Source organism: Ruegeria sp. HKCCA6707 (assembly GCF_013033515.1).
GTDB lineage: Bacteria > Pseudomonadota > Alphaproteobacteria > Rhodobacterales > Rhodobacteraceae > Ruegeria.
In genome coordinates this window covers 1-18,480 of sequence record NZ_WQEG01000016.1, presented here as the reverse complement: position 1 = coordinate 18,480, position 18,480 = coordinate 1, and the positions used below count along the sequence as shown (strand labels likewise).

General features: G+C 57.8%; 15 protein-coding genes and 1 tRNA gene. 7 read left to right on the top strand and 9 right to left on the bottom strand.

The window, feature by feature from the left end:
- The first annotated feature begins 10 nt into the window (after positions 1–10).
- Positions 11–298: an HU family DNA-binding protein gene (locus GOW40_RS21060; protein ID WP_170453278.1), complete on the top strand. Its 288-nt coding sequence runs from the start codon at positions 11–13 to the stop codon at positions 296–298.
- Between the two features lie 168 nt (positions 299–466).
- Here GOW40_RS21060 and GOW40_RS21055 read toward each other — a convergent pair whose 3' ends face one another.
- Entirely contained in the window at positions 467–1,183 is a 717-nt protein-coding gene (locus GOW40_RS21055; RefSeq protein WP_171133769.1) for a glutathione S-transferase family protein, read from the bottom strand.
- Positions 1,184–1,381: 198 nt separating this feature from the next.
- On the opposite strand from GOW40_RS21055, the gene GOW40_RS21050 reads away from it, so the two are divergent.
- The 4 genes from GOW40_RS21050 to msrA all read left to right on the top strand — a co-directional run bounded on the left by GOW40_RS21050 (position 1,382) and on the right by msrA (position 3,820).
- The gene (locus GOW40_RS21050) at positions 1,382–1,675 is read left to right on the top strand and encodes a helix-turn-helix domain-containing protein (protein WP_254444537.1); all 294 of its coding nucleotides are present in this window, start codon (positions 1,382–1,384) and stop codon (positions 1,673–1,675) included.
- Between the two features lie 197 nt (positions 1,676–1,872).
- A complete protein-coding gene (locus GOW40_RS21045; protein ID WP_171231149.1) occupies positions 1,873–2,760 on the top strand; it encodes a DMT family transporter in 888 nt (295 codons plus the stop codon).
- A gap of 101 nt (positions 2,761–2,861) precedes the next feature.
- A complete protein-coding gene (msrB, locus tag GOW40_RS21040) occupies positions 2,862–3,308 on the top strand; it encodes a peptide-methionine (R)-S-oxide reductase MsrB (protein WP_171133772.1) in 447 nt (148 codons plus the stop codon).
- Entirely contained in the window at positions 3,308–3,820 is a 513-nt protein-coding gene (gene msrA, locus GOW40_RS21035) for a peptide-methionine (S)-S-oxide reductase MsrA (RefSeq protein WP_171133773.1), read from the top strand. Before msrB ends, msrA begins: the two co-directional genes overlap by 1 nt.
- Before the next feature lie 8 nt (positions 3,821–3,828).
- On the opposite strand, the gene GOW40_RS21030 is transcribed toward msrA, so the two are convergent.
- The 7 genes from GOW40_RS21030 to GOW40_RS21000 form a co-directional block, all read right to left on the bottom strand.
- Positions 3,829–5,832, bottom strand: coding sequence for a hydantoinase/oxoprolinase family protein (locus GOW40_RS21030; protein WP_171231148.1), 2,004 nt, complete (start codon positions 5,830–5,832; stop codon positions 3,829–3,831).
- A gap of 71 nt (positions 5,833–5,903) precedes the next feature.
- Positions 5,904–6,941, bottom strand: coding sequence for a tRNA epoxyqueuosine(34) reductase QueG (queG, locus tag GOW40_RS21025; protein WP_171231147.1), 1,038 nt, complete (start codon positions 6,939–6,941; stop codon positions 5,904–5,906).
- A gap of 78 nt (positions 6,942–7,019) precedes the next feature.
- Complete coding sequence (locus GOW40_RS21020) at positions 7,020–7,685, bottom strand: glutathione S-transferase family protein (protein WP_171133776.1); 666 nt, start codon at positions 7,683–7,685, stop codon at positions 7,020–7,022.
- 60 nt (positions 7,686–7,745) lie between these two features.
- Positions 7,746–8,486: a monofunctional biosynthetic peptidoglycan transglycosylase gene (gene mtgA / locus GOW40_RS21015; protein ID WP_171133777.1), complete on the bottom strand. Its 741-nt coding sequence runs from the start codon at positions 8,484–8,486 to the stop codon at positions 7,746–7,748.
- Positions 8,487–8,525: 39 nt separating this feature from the next.
- Positions 8,526–9,476: a Hint domain-containing protein gene (locus tag GOW40_RS21010; RefSeq protein ID WP_171133778.1), complete on the bottom strand. Its 951-nt coding sequence runs from the start codon at positions 9,474–9,476 to the stop codon at positions 8,526–8,528.
- A gap of 184 nt (positions 9,477–9,660) precedes the next feature.
- Positions 9,661–14,193 carry a glutamate synthase large subunit gene (gltB, locus tag GOW40_RS21005; protein ID WP_171133779.1) on the bottom strand — a complete coding sequence of 1,511 codons (4,533 nt, stop codon included), beginning with the start codon at positions 14,191–14,193 and terminating at the stop codon, positions 9,661–9,663.
- Between the two features lie 118 nt (positions 14,194–14,311).
- Complete coding sequence (locus GOW40_RS21000) at positions 14,312–15,745, bottom strand: NAD(P)-dependent oxidoreductase (RefSeq protein WP_171133780.1); 1,434 nt, start codon at positions 15,743–15,745, stop codon at positions 14,312–14,314.
- Positions 15,746–15,977: 232 nt separating this feature from the next.
- Here GOW40_RS21000 and GOW40_RS20995 point away from each other — a divergent pair, with 232 nt between their 5' ends.
- On the top strand, positions 15,978–16,781 hold the full coding sequence (locus GOW40_RS20995; RefSeq protein ID WP_171133781.1) for an undecaprenyl-diphosphate phosphatase: 804 nt from the start codon (positions 15,978–15,980) through the stop codon (positions 16,779–16,781).
- Here GOW40_RS20995 and GOW40_RS20990 read toward each other — a convergent pair whose 3' ends face one another.
- A complete protein-coding gene (locus GOW40_RS20990) occupies positions 16,782–17,765 on the bottom strand; it encodes a complex I NDUFA9 subunit family protein (protein ID WP_171133782.1) in 984 nt (327 codons plus the stop codon).
- Between the two features lie 187 nt (positions 17,766–17,952).
- Here GOW40_RS20990 and GOW40_RS20985 point away from each other — a divergent pair.
- Positions 17,953–18,039 (top strand) — tRNA-Leu (locus GOW40_RS20985).
- Positions 18,040–18,480: the final 441 nt, after the last annotated feature.

Genomic DNA, 18,480 nt, shown 5'->3' with positions numbered 1-18,480 from the left:
AGACCAAGAAATGGCAAAGCCTATGACAAAGACTCAGCTGGTTGCTGCTCTCGCTGAGGAAATGGGGACTGACAAGAAATCCGCCAACTCTGCGCTGGAGGCAATTACTGGCCTGATCACGCGCGAAGTATCCGCTGGCGGTGCAGTCACCCTGCCCGGCGTTGGCAAAATCTACTGCCGCGAGCGCCCCGAGCGCATGGTACGCAACCCCGCGACCGGCGAACAGTTCAAGAAAGAGGCCGACAAGGTGGTCAAAATGACCATCGCCAAGGCACTGAAAGACAGCGTGAACGGCTGATCCCAGCCGTCATCGCCAAATGATCAAGGGCCGCCGATTGGGGGCCCTTTTTTTTTGCTACGCGGAGATTGATTTTAAGGGTACACGGAGGTCGTTTTTTTCATGGTCCGCTCTAAGCCCAGTGTGCTCAATGCAGCAGCCCGTGCGAGTGTCCGCCTCTGTGTCCTTTCAAGATTTCACGTCACCGGCGAACCGCGCGGCATTTTCTTTGGCAAAGGCACTTGCATCAGCACTTTCATCCCAGAACTGCGGGTTGGCTTTGGGTATGGTCAGAGCTTTTTGCACTGCAGGGCGCGCGTCGATCCGATCAAACCACGTCTGCAAATGAGGCAGGCCATCCACGCTCGCACGTGCCCAGACATAGGCCCGCGCCCAAGGATAGGTCATCATATCAGCGATCGTGTATTCGCCTGCCGCCAGCCATTCGCGACCTTCGAGATGCGTGTCAAGAACTCCTAGCAACCGGCGGGATTCGTCCACGTACCGCTTTATCGAAAACGGCTCCTCATGCCCGTTCGGCGCGGCGATATGCTGAAAGTACATGGCTTGCCCCATCATGGGTCCAACGTGCCCGACCTGGAAAAACATCCATTGCATAACTTCCGAGCGCTTTGTCGGCTCTTTGGGAAGGAATTTGCCGTATTTCTCTGCAAGATGCCAAAGGATGGCGCCGCTTTCAAAAATGGCGCGATTCTCGTCGCGGTCAACAATAGTTGGGATTTTGCCGTTTGGGTTTAGCCTCAGATAGTCGGGAGTCTTTTGTTCCTGCTTTGAGAAATTCACAACCGTGAGGTCATAGGGCACTCCTGCCTCTTCCAAGAAAATGACAGGTTTGTAACCGTTCATCGTCGCGGCGGTGTAAAGGTGAACTGCGGGTTGGGTCATCTTAAGTCTCCATTTGCGACCACATCCAAAGGGGCTTGACCTAAACTGATTACAAGGTGAAGAAAATCAACTAGTATACTTTTTGTAACCTAGATCAGTGAAGTGGTTCGACGGATGGAAGCCCGCGTCAGACAGGACCAACGTGGTCGCAAGAGCGTCGATGACGCATGTACAACGCCATGCGCGATTGAACGCGGCATGAGGATCATCGGCGGGAAATGGACCGGTTCGATCCTGTGGCACCTCAAGGACGGACCCGTGCGCTTTAATGATCTCTCGCGCATGATCGGCGGTGCCAGCAAGAAGATGATCACAGAAAGACTTCGTCAATTAGAGGCACAGGGATTGGTGCGCCGCGATGTCGTCGAAACCAAGCCGCTATCGGTCATTTACGAAGTGACAGACTTTGGGAGAACCGCGCTCGGGTTCCTCGATGAGCTACGCAAATGGAGTGAGGGACTCCCCCACAATACTGATAAGGTAAATGGCTAAGTGGAAGTCGCCCAAAGCAATCATTCAATTCGGGAACGTGATTGTCTTTTTCGGCCCGCGTTGCTGACATTCGAGTAACCGAGCCTCGCAGACCAACCTCTTTTTCCTCGAAAACCCCACCAGCCCAGAGAGATCAACCGCTTGCGAACCCGACGAATTTCAGAAACAGTCCCCGCAAACGGAAAAGAGGCCGAAAAATGGATCTGCGCGCCATTGCGATGGGGTTAGTTTTTGCCCTGATCTGGTCTTCGGCCTTTACGTCCGCGCGTATCATTGTGGCCGATGCGTCCCCGCTATTTTCTCTGGCTGTGCGGTTTTTGATTTCAGGGCTTCTGGGCGTAGCCATTGCCAGGATGATGGGCCAAAGCTGGCGTCTGACAAAAGGGCAATGGCGGGCAACGATTATTTTCGGGATTTGTCAGAATGCCCTTTATTTGGGTCTGAATTTCTATGCGATGCAAACGGTTCAGGCGTCGCTGGCGGCCATCATCGCCTCGACCATGCCGTTGCTGGTCGCGCTGGCCGGGTGGTTGATCTTCAGCGAAAAGCTGCGGCCTCTTGGGATTGCCGGTTTGTTGGCCGGTTTCGCCGGGGTCGCGTTGATCATGGGCAGCCGGATCAGCGACGGGGTTGATCTGTTTGGCGTAGCGTTGTGTGGTTTGGGTGCGTTGGCGCTGGCTTCGGCAACTCTGGCGGTGCGCGGTGCCACCTCGGGTGGGAATTTCATGATGGTGGTGGGGTTGCAGATGTTGGTCGGTTCGGCCCTTTTGTTCGTCGCGGCCCCGATCTTTGAAACCATCTTCGTCAACCCGACCCTGCCGCTGGCATTGGCCTTTGCCTATACCACGGTAATGCCGGGCCTGGTTGCGACGCTGATCTGGTTTCTGCTGTTGGACCGTATCGGTGCCGTCCGAGCTGCGACCTTCCACTTTCTGAACCCGGTTTTTGGAGTGGCCGTCGCTTATGTTCTTCTGGGCGAACAGCTAAGACCGCTGGACGCGTTGGGTGTACTGATCACCACATTGGGCATTCTGGCCGTGCAGCTTTCCCGTCAACCTGCCGGCCAACACCGAGCCTATGCCTGAGGTTCGCAGTATCCGGACTGCGAGGCTGGCCGTAAATTGATTTTGATTTCCCAGCCCCCGCCCCCAAATTATAGAACATCTACCAAACGACCGGAGGTTCCATGTCCCGCTATACCAAAGACCCACAGGTCATTGCGTCCCTCTCACCCGAAGAGTTTCACGTCACCCAACGCAGCGGGACGGAACGGCCGGGTACGGGCAAGCTGTTGAACAACAAGGAACCGGGCATCTATGTGGACATCGTCTCGGGCGAGCCGCTCTTTGCCTCGACCCACAAATACGAATCCGGCTGCGGTTGGCCCAGTTTCACCAAGCCCATCGTCCATGAACATGTGGAAGAGTTTCGCGACACCACTCACGGCATGATCCGCACCGAGGTGCGGTCGAAACATGGGGACAGTCATTTGGGTCACGTCTTCCAGGATGGCCCTCGTGAACATGGTGGGCTACGCTATTGCATCAATTCCGCCTCGCTGCGGTTTATCCATCGCGATGAGATGGAGGCCGAGGGCTATGGCGAATTTCTGATCCATGTGGAGGATATCTGATGACCGAAGAACGCGCTGTTCTGGCCGGGGGCTGCTTTTGGGGGATGCAGGATCTGATCCGCAAGATGCCCGGCGTACTGCGCACGCGTGTCGGGTATACCGGCGGCGACGTGCCCAACGCCACCTATCGCAACCACGGCACCCATGCTGAAGGTATTGAGATCTGGTTCGATCCTGCACAGATCTCGTATCGGCGTCTGCTAGAGTTTTTCTTTCAGATCCACGACCCGACGACAGTCAACCGCCAGGGCAATGACCGGGGTCTCAGCTATCGGTCGGCCATCTACTATGTGGATGACGCCCAGAAAGCGACCGCGCTGGACACCATCGCCGATGTGAATGCCAGCGGTCTGTGGCCGGGCAAAGTGGTGACCGAGTTGGAACCGGTCGGCGATTTCTGGGAGGCCGAGCCCGAGCATCAGGACTACCTGGAGCGGATCCCCAACGGATACACATGCCATTTCATCCGCCCCGATTGGGTGCTGCCCAAGCGCGTGGATGCTGCGGAATAGTAAACGCTTCAGCCGGTGGCCACCCGAGGGCGGCCGCTGGCCTCGACCGTGATCAACGCCTCGACGAAAACGTCTTTGGCCTCGACCTTCGCGGTTCGGATATCGCGTTCGACAGTCACACGGATGTCTTCGGCCCCGGCCTCGCGTACCGCCTGTTCAGCCTCATTTCGTAATACGGCCTCGATCAGGTCCAATGCTTCGCGCTCATCTGCAAAATCCTGTGGCCCGTCTTCCAGATGGACGCGGTATCGCCCTTCGGCGGGTGAGGTGATGGTGCCAGACCGGCGCAGCGTCAACCGCCCAACCACGGCCCCGATGGCATTGGCCACACCTGCGTGTTCCGGCAAAATCATTTTGCACCGCAAGCGCGCGCCCACGACGGGGTAAAAGCTGGGGGCTGATGCCCCAAGCCCGACCACATCCACATTCAGCGCAGTGTCCAGGGCTAAAAGCCCCCGGTGACGCTCCAATCCGCGTTGGGTCAGAACATGGCGGGCCAGTTCTTGCGGGTTGGAGCCAAAAGCCTCTGCTTCCTCTGCAAAAGCAGTCTCTAACAAGGTCAGAACGGTTTGTTCCGTCAGCTGGTCGATGATCATCTGCGCCAATTGTTGCGGGGATGTCGCCAGCAGGTCACCGGATCCAACCCGTTTGCGTGCGATCAGCTCCAAAGCTTTAGTCGCAGCATCGCCATTCCACACATCCAGCCGCCCCAAAACATGGCTGGCATCTGACGGCGTGATGCCCGACACCTGAACCAAGCCGCGATCGACCAACCGGTTCAGTGCAGCCCCCTCCATGCGGTTTTGCAACAATTTGCCTAGTGGCACGACAGCGTCACCCAAGCGGTCCAGCAACGCGGCTTCGCGCGCGCCGATACCCTGCGCGGACATGCCCGGCAGTTTTCGTGCAAACCGTGTATCATGCTCACCCACGGTCGTGGCCCGTAGCTGTTCGTCCAGCGCAGCATGCACCACCTCGGGTGCTTCAGTGGCCAGCAGTGAGACGGGCAGCACCCGGCGCGGCCCCAGAAAGACGCCACCGCTCAGCCCTTCAGCCGCGACATGCACCTGACTGTCACCGCCCAGACCATGGGTCCGCATCGCGACTGCCTCGACCATGGTGCGGAACCCGCCAACCTGCGCGCCTGCAGGATCAATGGCAGGCTTTCCATCGCGGATCAGAGCCACATCCGTTGTTGTGCCGCCAATATCCGACACCAGCGCGTTTTGCGCTCCCGTCAGCCAGCGCGCACCAACGATTGAGGCCGCAGGGCCGCTGAGGATGGTTTCAATCGGACGCGCGCGCGCCTGTTCTGCGCTCATCAAAGCGCCATCGCCGCGCACGACCATCATGGGCGCGGAAATCCCCAAGTCACGCAGCTGATCTTGAGCCCGCCCGATCAACCGGTCGATCATCCCAATCAACCGCGCATTCAACACCGCCGTCACCGCCCGTTTCGGGCCGTTCAGCTTGGCCGACAATTGGTGCGAACAGGTTACCGGAGCGCCAGTCTGCGCGGCGATGACCCGGGCCGCTTCCAATTCATGGCTCGGGTTGCGCGTCGCAAACTGCCCCGCAACTGCGAAACCTGAAATGCCGTCATGAGTCATTAGAAAACGTTGCAAGGCGTCCACGTCCAGCGGCGCGGCCTCACCCCCTGCATGGTTATGGCCCCCGGTCAGAACCAGCGCCGGATCCCCTTTCAACGCGTCGCTCAGCCCGTGCTTCGCAAGATCACCGTCGCGAAACCCGATATAGATCAACGCAACCCGGCCGCCTTGTCCTTCGACCAGCGCATTGGTCGCCAAAGTGGTCGAGAGCGATGCCAAGGCGATCTGATCAGGCGCGACCTCAGCCGCCTCCAGAACTGCAGAAATCGCCTTGCCCACCCCAATCGCCAGGTCACTGCGCGTCGTCAGCGATTTGGCCGAGGCGATCACCTCTGTTTCATCCCGGATCAGAACCGCATCCGTATAGGTCCCGCCGGTATCCACCCCCAAAGCCAAAGCCATCGGGTTCTCCTCTTACTCGCTTGGAATGGGTCTAGCGGTCCTGCGCGACACGTCCAGCCTGTTTGCGGCACTTATGTCAGTTGTTGCACAGCCCAACGCGCCGCGTCCGCCACAGTTGGGTCGGGGTCGTCGGTTAAGGCCATAGCCGATGGCAACAGATCAGGCACCCCTGAATTACCAATCGCATAAAGCACATTGCGCACAAATCGGTCACGCCCAATCCGCTTGATGGGTGAGCCCGAAAACTTCGCCCGAAACGCGGTATCATCCAGCGCCGCCAGATCAGACAGGTTCGGCGCCATCAGATCCTCGCGCGCGGCATAGCGGATATCGCTGGCTGCCACCGCGAACTTGTTCCAGGGGCAAGCCGCCAGGCAATCATCGCAGCCATAGATGTGATTGCCCAGTTTTCCGCGCAACTCTTCGTCAACCGGGCCTTTGTGTTCAATCGTGAGATACGAGATACAGCGCCGCGCATCCAACTGGTAGGGCGCCGGAAACGCATCGGTTGGGCACACATCCAGACAAGCCCGGCAGGATCCACAATGATCCCTCTCCGCCTTATCCTCAGGCAGATCCAAAGTTGTAAAAACAGAGCCTAAAAAGACCCAATTCCCCAGTTCTCGACTGACAAGGTTGGTGTGCTTGCCCTGCCATCCCAGCCCCGCCGCCTGGCCCAGCGCTTTCTCGGGCACAGGTGCTGTGTCCACAAACACTTTCACCTCACCACCGGCCTCGGCAATCAACCACCGCGCCAAACGCTTGAGGCGCTTTTTGACCAGATCGTGGTAATCTTTGTTTTGCGCATAGACCGAAATCGCCCCCAGCTGCGGGTGCTGCAATATCTCGGTCGGATCATGTTCAGGCGAATAGCTCTCGGCCAACATGATCACCGATTTCGCCTCAGGCCAAAGCGCGGCCGGGTTGCCGCGCCAATGGGTACGCTCGGCCATCCATTCCATCTGACCGTGATATACCGCCTCCAGAAAGGCCTGCAAACGCTCCGGCACATGGGGCACATCCCAGGGCCTGCAGATCCGACAGGCCACAAACCCCTCTGACAGGGCCTGCGCCACCAGCCGCTCTTTCAACTCGGGTCCGCTCTTCATCTGGCTGAACATATCCTCGAGGGGAAACGCGCCCCGGCGCGATGGAGGGCAGACTGCCCCCCTTTCGATTCCGCCCGATCAGAAATCCAGGTCAGCATAATGGGGCGGTGGCCGGAACCCGGGCACCTGATCCGCCAGGATCGAGCGAAAGGCCGGACGCGACTTGATTTTGGCATACCAATCCTTGACCGCCGAGCTCCGGTTCCAATCCACGTCCGAGATGTAATCCAGCGCCGAAAGGTGCGCAGCAGCGGCAAAATCAGCCAATGTCATCTGATCGCCGGCCAGCCAGCGGCGGTGATCCAGCAGCCAGGCCATGTAGTCCAGATGGTACTTGATCGCCTTGGCCCCGGCTTTGACATTCTTGCTGTCAGGGTAGCCTTGCCCGGTGACCTTCTTGTTGACCCGTTCATAAAGCAGGTTCGCTGTCACTTCATGATGGAACTTATCATCGAACCAGCCCACAAGACGGCGGACTTCGAACCGCGCTTCGGGCGTTTTGGGCATCAAGGGCGGCTCCGGCCGGGTCTCTTCGATATACTCACAGATCGCGGTGCTTTCCGACATGATCTGCCCGTCCAGCCGCAACACAGGAACCTTGCCTGCCGGGTTGCGACGCAGGAAGTCGGGATCCTGTTCCCAATATCTTTCCTCGACCAGCTCGACCTCGATCTTTTTCTCGGCAAGCGATAACCGCACTTTTCGGCAATAAGGGGACAGGGGGACGTGAAACAGACGCGCCATGAAACTCCACTCGAAACCAGCTTTGATCCCACCAGCTTTAGCCGTTGAAGGGCCTGCGTTTCAATCCTCGAAACAATCCGCGCGACCATCTGCGCGGATGGTGGCCGCCCCGTCCATGATTGCAGCGGCACGCCTGCGGGTCCGGGCCGAGGGGTCGGTGACCGATCGGTTGCGCGGTGACGGCAGGATCGCTGCCAGTCGCGCGGCCTGCACCGGGGTGAGCTTATCGGCACTGGTTCCAAAATACTGCTGTGCCGCGGCCTCAACGCCAAACACGCCCTGCCCGGTCTCTGCCACGTTCAGATAGACCTCAAGAATACGCTCTTTGGTCCAGACCATCTCGACCACCGGCGTGATCGAGGTTTCAACCGCTTTGCGGACCCAGCTGCGCCCTTGCCAGAGGAAAACATTCTTGACCACTTGCTGCGATATGGTCGAGGCGCCCCGGCCCCCACCGTCTTCCAGCGCGTCGCGAATGGCTTCGACGTCAAAGCCCCAATGCAGACAGAAGTTCGCATCCTCTGCCGCCACAACCGACCGCGCCATGACCGGAGAGATCTCTTCAATCGGAACCCATTCCCGTTCGACCTTGCCCAACCTGCGCCATTCCGACCAGATCGTGTGCGTGACCGGTGGATTGACCACGGAAAACAGCAAAACCAGCGCAAGAACAAAGGCTGCAAAACCCAATGCAGCCATCACAATCCAACGCCGCAGCCGCGCAAACAGCGACCGGCCGGTTTTCGATTTTGATGCCTGCTTCTTTTTCCCACGCGCTTTGCGCGCTGCTTTCTTTGCCATGTTTTTTCTATACGTCGCGACTTGGCGATTTGGAACGGCCTAATTCGCGATCAACCGCGCCTCTCTTGGGCGAATGACTGGTCGAACAGTTTTGGAGTTGCCCAGCTCGGTCCGGCTTAATTCCGGAAATAATGCCAGTATTTCAGCCTGCGTCCGCCGTTCAGCCTGCGTCACAGCGTGCCCTGGGTAATAGCTTTCGTTCTTGGCACCATTTGCGAAGATGATTTCATGGCGGTCAAACAAAAGATGGTAATAGTCGATCTCATCCACCGGAGCGCGCGTGACCGTATCGCCGTTTACCAAACAATGCGCTGCAATCAGAATTTCGGAATGACCATAGAAATACTGCGCGCGCCAGTCGTCGATTAACATGCGATGCTGCGGCGATACCAACAACGGGTGTGACAAGCCAAAGGTGCCTGCTGAAAACCTGACCGGCGCAAACGTGTCATTTGCCGCAACCGTTGTCTTTCCGGTCCACAACAATGGCTGCGCACCACGATCCAGAGTCATGACCTGGTCACCGGGTTGCAAGTCTTCAACTCTGCGCTGACACTTCGGTGTTTCGATCAATGTCCCCGCAGTAAAACAGGGCGGCGCCAATTCGCCACCGGCAATGTCGACCGAACCAAAAGACCCACCGGTATCGCTGAAATCGGTAACAGACGAACTGACAAAGGTCCCTTGCTGCAGAAGCTGACCGTCCGTTGGCGTGAAAACCTCACGACCGTCGGCCAGATAAAACGTCACCCCCGTATAGGTCACCTGACCACCGCCTGGCAGTTGGATCGTCACGATATCGTCGAAGTAGGATGCCGTTATGTCCTGCCCATCGACGGAATCGTTATTCAATCGATTGATCAGACCGTTGTCATTCTGATCAACAATATCAAATTGCGAAACGGTCAGAGTCGACCCGACTACGGTACCGTTGGCACCGGGGTTTGCTGGGTCGAGCACAAAGAACTGATCTGTATACGTCGTAGGCATTCAGAATCCACTTCTGCCGGGGTATCACCAGGCATTCTATTGCGCGTTCCCGAAGAAACCGTGGCCAAAGCTAGGCGTTTTAGGTGCTGTATCGCAAGATTTGACACAAATTGGCGTCGAAAACAAAAAGCCCTGCGTGGTTTCTGAGTCACGCAGGGCTTTGGAACGTGTTCGACAAGTGGGCCTACTCTGCTGGAACAGCCTCAACTTCGTTGGTCAGCGGATGGCTGAGCTTGTTCAGCATTTCCTTGGGGCAGACCTGAATAAAGTTACCCTTTTCCACATCCCAGTGCTGCAATACGTCGGCTGCCTTGCGGCTGTGCGTTTCTGCCGCGTGACGTTCGACAAGCGATCTCAGCTGATCTTCCCAATGGTCCACCGTTACCGGGCAGGTCACCAGCGTTTCCAGATTCATCAACGCCTCTGCTTTGCCTTCAGGGTCGTACAGGTAAGCCATGCCGCCGGTCATGCCAGCGCCAAAGTTGGCACCGATCTCACCCAGAATGACGGCTACACCGCCGGTCATGTATTCACACCCGTTCGACCCGCAGCCCTCGATCACCACTTTGGCGCCCGAGTTGCGGACCGCAAAGCGTTCACCCGCGCGGCCTGCGGCGAACAGGTGGCCGTCGGTGGCCCCGTAAAGAACGGTGTTGCCGATGATGGTGTTCTCATCCGCTTTCAAGGGGCTGATCTGTGGCGGGCGCACGACAATGGTGCCCCCCGACAGGCCCTTGCCGACATAGTCATTGGCGTCGCCCGAAACTTCAAGCTTGAGACCCGGTGCTGCAAACGCGCCCAAAGACTGACCGGCCGAGCCTTGCAGTTTCACATGCAGGTGGTCGTCCTGGAACGTGTTCCGCATTCCAAAATTCTGCACGATATGGCTGGAGACGCGCGTACCCACGGTCCGGTGCGTGTTCTGCACCGCATAGGACAGCTGCATTTTCTCACCATCTTTCAGGAACCGGGCCGCGTCACGCACGATCTCGGCGTCCAGCGTATCGGGTACCGCGTTGCGCTCTTTTTCGCGGTCATAAACGATGTCATGTGCCCCATCGACGGTGATCAGCAGCGGATTGAGGTCCAGATCATCCAGATGCGCTGAACCCCGGCTGACCTGCGCCAGAAGGTCCGCGCGCCCGATGATCTCGTCAATGGACCGCGCGCCTAGGCTGGCCAGCAGCTCGCGCACTTCCTGCGCGTAGAAGGTGATCAGGTTGACGACCTTATCTGCATTGCCGGTGAATTTGGCGCGCAAGCTTTCGTCCTGCGTACAGACGCCAACCGGGCAAGTGTTCGACTGGCACTGACGCACCATGATACAGCCCATCGCGATCAGCGCGGCAGTGCCGATCCCGTATTCCTCGGCCCCCATCATCGCGGCCATGACGATGTCGCGCCCGGTGCGCAACCCGCCATCGGTGCGCAGGGTCACGCGGTCGCGCAGGTTGTTCATCGCCAGAACCTGATGCGCCTCGGTCAGGCCCATCTCCCATGGCAGACCAGCATATTTGATGCTGGTCGCGGGCGACGCGCCGGTGCCGCCATTGTGGCCCGAAATCAGGATCACGTCCGCCTTGGCCTTGGCCACACCGGCAGCAATCGTGCCCACGCCTGAGGACGCCACCAGTTTCACGGTCACCTTGCAGCGCGGATTGATCTGCTTGAGGTCATAGATCAGCTGCGCCAGATCCTCGATCGAATAGATATCGTGGTGCGGCGGCGGAGAGATCAGCGTCACGCCCTTGGTCGAGTGACGCAGACGTGCGATCAGGTCGGTGACCTTCATGCCCGGCAGCTGACCACCCTCACCAGGTTTCGCCCCCTGGGCCACCTTGATCTCAAGTTCCTCACATTGGTTCAGGTACTCAGCCGTCACACCGAACCGGCCCGAGGCCACCTGTTTGATCTTGGCGGACGGGTTGTCGCCATTGGGCTCCGGCACAAAATGCGCTGGATCTTCGCCGCCTTCGCCCGAGTCGGACTTGGCCCCGATCCGGTTCATCGCCACGTTCAGCGTTTTGTGGGCCTCTGGGCTCAATGCACCAAGGCTCATGCCCGGCGTGACAAAACGTTTGCGGATCGAGGTGATCGACTCGACCTCTTCAATCGGCACCGGTTTGCCCATCGGCTTGAAATCCATCAGATCGCGCAGATGGATCGGAGGGTTCGATTGCATCTTGGCCGAATACTGTTTCCACAGCTCATATGAGGCTCTGTTACAGGCCATCTGCATCATATGCATCGAGGTCGCTTCCCACGCATGGGTCTCACCCGACTGGCGCGCCTTGTAGAAACCGCCGATGGGCAACACGTCCAAGCCACTGTCCCAACCCTTGGCGTGAATCTCTTCAAGCTTGGTCTGGATCCCGGTAACACCGATGCCTGAAATACGGCTGGTCATGCCGGGGAAGTACTCAGCCACCATCGCACGGCTGAGGCCAACGGCCTCAAAGTTCAGGCCACCGCGATAGGACGAAATCACCGAGATCCCCATCTTGGCCATGATCTTCAGCAGACCCTGGTCAATGGCTTCGCGATAGCGCGCGACATTCTCGGTCAAAGTGCCATCCAGCAAGCCACGATCAATACGGTCGGCCAGCGAATCTTCGGCCAAATAAGCGTTTACAACGGTCGCACCGCAGCCGATCAGGACGGCGAAATAGTGCGGATCAACACATTCCGCTGACCGCACGTTCAGCGAACAGAAGGTCCGCAGCCCCTGCCGCGTCAGATGCGAATGCACCGCACTGGTCGCCAGGATCATCGGCATCGCCACACGGCCCTCGCCTGAATTCATGTCTGACAGAACCAGATGCCCGGCGCCCGAGCGCACGGCCTCTTCTGCTTCGGCTCTGACACGGGCCAAGGCGGCGCTGAGCGCGCCTTGTCCAGGCTCGAAGCTACAGTCAATCTCTGCCAGCGGTGCGTCGAAGCTTTCGACGAGCTTGTCCCATTGCGCATTGCCGACAAAGGGGCTTTCCAGAACCACGATTTCGGTCTGGCTGCTGTCTTCGTCCAAAACGTTCTTGAGGTTGGCAAACCGCGTCTTCAGCGACATCACCCGGTATTCACGCAAACTGTCGATCGGCGGGTTGGTCACCTGGCTGAAATTCTGCCGGAAGAAATGGCTGAGCGGGCGGTATTGCTTGGACAGAACCGCCGAAGGGGTATCATCGCCCATCGAGGCCAGAGATTCTTTGCCATCTTCGGCCATCGGTGCCAGGATCTGTTCCAGTTCCTCAACCGAATACCCGGCTGCGATTTGCCGCTTGCGCAGCTCTGCGCCCGAGAAGATCGGGGTTTCGGTTACGCCTGCCAGCGATTCATCCAGATCGTTGATCTTGGCGACCCATTCACCAAACGGCAGCGCCCGGGCCAGCTTGTCCTTGATCTGCTTGTCACGGTACAGCTTGCCCTTTTTCATGTCGACGGCCAGCATTTGACCGGGGCCAAGCGCGCCCTTTTCGACAACGCTGGATTCGTCGATGGGCACCATGCCCGCCTCAGATCCAGCGATGACCAGCCCGTCACCGGTGACCACATAGCGCATCGGGCGCAGGCCGTTCCGGTCCAACCCGGCACAGACCCAACGGCCATCGGTCATCGCCAAAGCCGCCGGACCATCCCAAGGCTCCATCACCGAGTTGCAATAGGAATACATGTCCCGCCAGGCTTGCGGCAGTTCGACCGCCTGTTTGGACCAGCTTTCCGGCACCAGCATGGTTTTCGCCATGGGCGCGGAACGACCTGCACGCACCAAAACCTCAAAAACCGAGTCTAATGCGGCCGAATCCGATGATCCTCCGGCGATAATCGGCTTGATGTCTTCGGCATAGTCGCCAAAAGTGCCGCTGGCCATGCGGATCTCGTGGCTTTTCATCCAGTTGATGTTGCCCTTCAACGTGTTGATCTCGCCGTTATGCGCCAACATGCGGAATGGTTGCGCCAGCCACCATTGCGGGAAGGTGTTTGTAGAATACCGCTGGTGATAAATGGCAAAGGCTGATTCGAACCGCTCGTCCATCAGGTCGGGATAGAATACCGCAACCTGCTCGGCCAGCATCATGCCCTTGTAGATGATCGACCGGCAGGACAGCGACGCCAGATACAGGCCCGAAATTCCCACCGCTGCCGCCGCTTTTTCGATACGGCGACGGATGACATACAGCTCGCGCTCGAATGTCTCTTCGTCCACACCTTTGGAGTTCGAGATCAGGATTTGTTCGATCTCGGGGCGGGTCGCGTTGGCCTTTTCACCCAGACAGGTCACATCAACCGGCACATGGCGCCATCCATAGATGTAGTAACCCATGCGCAGCACTTCGGTTTCAACAATCGTCCGGCATTGTTCCTGCGCACCGAAATCGGTCCGCGGTAGAAAGACCTGACCGACCGCGATCAGCTGATCCAGCTTGGGTTCATGCCCGGTGCGACGGATCTGGTCGTAGAAAAACGAAACCGGGATCTGCACATGGATCCCTGCGCCGTCACCGGTTTTACCATCCGCATCCACCGCACCCCGGTGCCAAATCGCCTTGAGCGCATCAATGCCAGCGTCAACTACCTTGCGCGACGGCTGTCCGTCGACGGACACAACAAGCCCGACGCCGCAGGACGAATGCTCTTCCTCCTCGGAATAGAGACCATTTTCCACCATCCACTTGCGCTTGGTCTCTTCCGCCCGCACCCAATCGGCATCGTATTTGGTCATTGGCTGTCTCCTTCTTCCGAGGGGCATCGCTGCGTCGTCCCCGGGTTTGATCTGTGCTGGCGTCCGGCTGTGAACGCCGCCCCTTACGGAGCATTTTTTGATAAACTGCTGCGGGTCGTTATTCCGCCGCAACTGCCGCCTTGGCGTTAAACCGGTCGATGATTGCGTCAGCGCAGTCGCGCCCGTCACGGATGGCCCAGACCACCAGTGACGCACCGCGTACAATATCGCCGATGGCATAAACACCGTCCATTTCGGTCGCGCCGGTTTGGAACGCCGCCTTGACGGTGCCCCATCGGGTCACAGGCAGATCGGGCTGGCCGAACAGGGTGGGCAGGTCTTCGGGTTCAAAGCCCAGCGCCTTGATCACCAGATCAGCCTCTTCGACATAATCCGCGCCCTCGATCACTTCGGGAGCTTGGCGGCCCGATGCATCGGGCTGACCCAAACGCATTTTCTGCACCATGACGCCCGAAACCTTGTCGTCTCCGGTAAAGCCTTTGGGCGCGCTCAACCATTCAAAGATCACGCCTTCCTCTTCAGCGTTTTGCGTTTCGCGCTGCGAACCAGGCATATTCGCTCGATCACGGCGATAAAGGCATTTGACCGAGGTCGCGCCCTGTCGGACCGAGGTCCGCACACAATCCATGGCGGTATCACCACCGCCAATGACCACGACCTTTTTGCCTGCTGCATTCAGGCGGCCATTGTCGAAGTCTTCAACATCGTCGCCAAAGCTTTTGCGGTTTGAGGCCGTGAGGAAATCAATGGCTTTCTCAATCCCGTTCAACCCGCTGCCAGGCATCGAAAGGTCGCGCGATTTATAGACACCCGTGGCAATGATCACAGCGTCATGCTTGCTGCGGATCTCTTGAAACTTGTCGGCATCGACGTCGCAGTTCAAAACAAACTCGACCCCGCCATCGGCCAGCAATTCGTTGCGCCGCTGAACCACGTCTTTTTCCAGTTTGAACCCCGGAATGCCATACATCAGCAATCCACCTGCGCGGTCGTAGCGGTCATAGACGGTCACCTGAATACCCGCGCGCCGCAACATGTCGGCCGCGGCAAGGCCACCGGGGCCTCCGCCGATAATGCCAACGCTTTCGCCGCGCTCGACGCTCGGTGCCACAGGCTTCACCCAGCCTTTGTCCCAAGCGGTATCGGTGATGTATTTTTCAATCGTGCCAATGGTGACCGTACCATGCCCCGATTGCTCGATCACACAATTGCCTTCACACAGGCGATCCTGCGGGCAGATGCGGCCACAGATTTCCGGGAAGGTATTGGTCGCTTGGCTGGTCTCATACGCCTCTTCCAACCGACCGGTTGCAGTCAGGCGAAGCCAGTCAGGGATGTTGTTGTGCAAGGGGCAATGCGACTGACAATAAGGCACACCGCATTGGCTGCACCGGCTGGCCTGCTCAGCGGCCTTCTCGGCGGCATATTCCGCATAGATTTCGTCAAAGTCCTCTCGGCGGTCGTCTGCGGCACGCTTTTCCGGCATGTCGCGATCGATCTGCACAAACTTGAGCATCGGTTGCTTGGCCACGGGTCAGACTCCATGAATTGGCTTGGTCGCGCCTGTTTAGGGGATAGGGTAGAGGATTAAAAGTCAGTATTGCTGACATAAATGACAAAATACCACCCCCACACCGCCAATTTTCGGAAAAAATGTGCGGAAAATAGAACCGAATCGGACCTATTATGAGCTCTTCCCTTTCTGACGTCACAAGAATACCCATTGAACCCAAGTTTAGCGTTATAATTTCACGGCAGGGTTGATGAGTCTTTTTCAATTGATTCTCGTGGCGATCATTCAGGGGGTCACTGAATTTCTGCCAATTTCGTCATCGGGACATCTTATTCTTCTCCCCGGCTTGACCGGCTTGGACGATCACGGGTTGGCGATCGACGTAGCCGTGCACGTTGGAACACTTGGGGCGGTGGTTCTGTATTTCTGGCGGGATGTAAAACAGGCTCTAATCGGAATACCGCAGGTCTTATCGGGACGGATCACCTCTCCTCAGGCGCGTTTGGCGTTGTGCCTTGGGATTGCGACTATCCCAGTTGTACTTGTCGGTCTGGTCCTGCATGTCACAGGCTGGAACGAGGCGATGCGGTCGGTTGCCGTAATAGGCTGGGCAATGTTGGGCTTTGGTCTGGTCTTATACGTGATGGATCAGCGCGGTGCGCAGACCAAAACAGCCGCAGATTGGGGGATCCGTGATGCGGTTATCATGGGTCTGTGGCAAGTTCTGGCACTGATCCCCGGCACGTCACGATCCGGGATCACAATCACCGGCGCACGGCAGCTGGGATATTCTCGCGAGGACGGCGCACGCATCGCCATGCTCATGTCGATCCCGACGATTCTGGCCTCGGGTGTGCTGCTGTCTGTCGATGTGATCCGTCAAGCGGATGCGCAATTGGCCAAGGACGGTGCTATCGCGGCCGCATTTGCGTTCATTGCTGCCTTGTTTGCGCTGACGCTTATGATGCGCCTGCTGCGCAGTATCAGCTTCACGCCCTATGTGATCTATCGGGTGATCGTGGGCGTCATTCTGTTGGTGATCGCCTATAGCTGATCAGCTGCGCAGGTTCTGGGCCGAGTTCTGAATGTCATCGTACTGACCATTCGGACGGTATTTCCAAAGGTATTCTGGCAAAACAGCCTCAAGCGCCGTGGGGCGGATACCCAATTCGGCAAAGCCTTTTGCCTCATCCGCCACAACGTTGTCACGAGCCAGGTTTTTCAACTGATCACGCGTCAGGATATTGTTCGGGAACAGTTGGAAACTGACGAATTTGAGGATGTCCAGGACACCAGCCATGATACGCGCCGCAAAGAAGGGCACCGACAGGATCACGCGACGGCGATGGATCACATCCAACATTTGCTGCATCAGCGCGCGGAAAGTCGCAACTTCGGGCCCGCCCAACTCATAGGTACCGGGGGCAGCTTGTTCCAATACTCCTTTGACCGCCGCCTGAGCCACATCGTCCACGTAAACCGGCTGGAACCTAGTCTCGGCCCCGACCAAAGGCAGAAACGGACCCATCCGTGTCATGGCTGCAAACCGGTTAAAGAACTGATCTTCGGGGCCAAAAATCACAGAAGGGCGCAGGATGATCGCGTTGGGCATATGGGCCAGAACTCCGGCCTCGCCTTCGGCTTTTGTGCGGGAATAGGCGCTGGCGGCGCCCGCATCGGCACCAATTGCCGACACATGCACCATCCGGGAAATACCGTTCGCCGCTGCCAATCGCGCGACACGTTCAGCGCCCTCGGCCTGCACGCTGTCGAATTCGTTTTTGCCCATCTCGCTCAGGATGCCCACGCAATTGACCACCGCGTCTGCTCCATGCATGGCCGCATCAACCGAGCCATCGTCGCGAATGTTGCACAACAGTGGTTCGACCTGCCCCACCGCACCATAGGGGCGCACAAACATCGCCTCATTCGGTCGCCGCACAGCCACCCGAACACGCCAGCCCTCGGCTGCCAGTCGACGCGTGATATACCGGCCGACAAATCCCGATCCACCGTATACCGTGACCAGTTTGGACATGATGGCGCTCCTGCTGTCTGGGTCCTGAATTGATGTAGCGTTCTCGCGTCGTGCAAACAAGCTGCAATTGCGTCGCGCTGACCCAGTTCAACAGACCATCAAACGCCGGTTCAAAAAACTTTCAAAAACTGCCTGAATCAGGTTGACGCCCCCGGCCACTCGGCTTAAACGCCCCTCCACGACACCTGCCCAGGTGGCGGAATTGGTAGACGCGCTAGCTTCAGGTGCTAGTGTCCGTATGGACGTGGAGGTTCGAGTCCTCTCCTGGGCACCAAATCTCAGCAACAACTAATTGATTTAACTGAGATTTTCATTTTTCCTTCCCTCGTTATCCACCCCGATATCCACCTTTGGTATCTCCGTGCCTGCGGTTTCAGACGGATTATGAGGGAATCCGAAGATTTGTAATTTTTAGGATTGAAAAATGTTGAACTGAGGAAAATAGCGAAAGCCGCGCCGTACCTTTTTTAGGTAGGTCCTAGCGCTTTGATCGCCCGCAAAAGCTAGGTCAAGTAGCCTCTCAATATCGGTTGACCGAGGAGCAAGTTTTGGTACGCCTACTGATTGCATACCCAATGGTACGGCACGCACTTCGAGACTATATTTTCGCAACAACCTACGCGGCAGGTGATGCGCTTCGGCGTAAAAGTTGTAGAGTTGGGATACTGTTCTGCCAATTGACTGCTTTGGGCTTAGAGCTATCGGCCGACGTGGT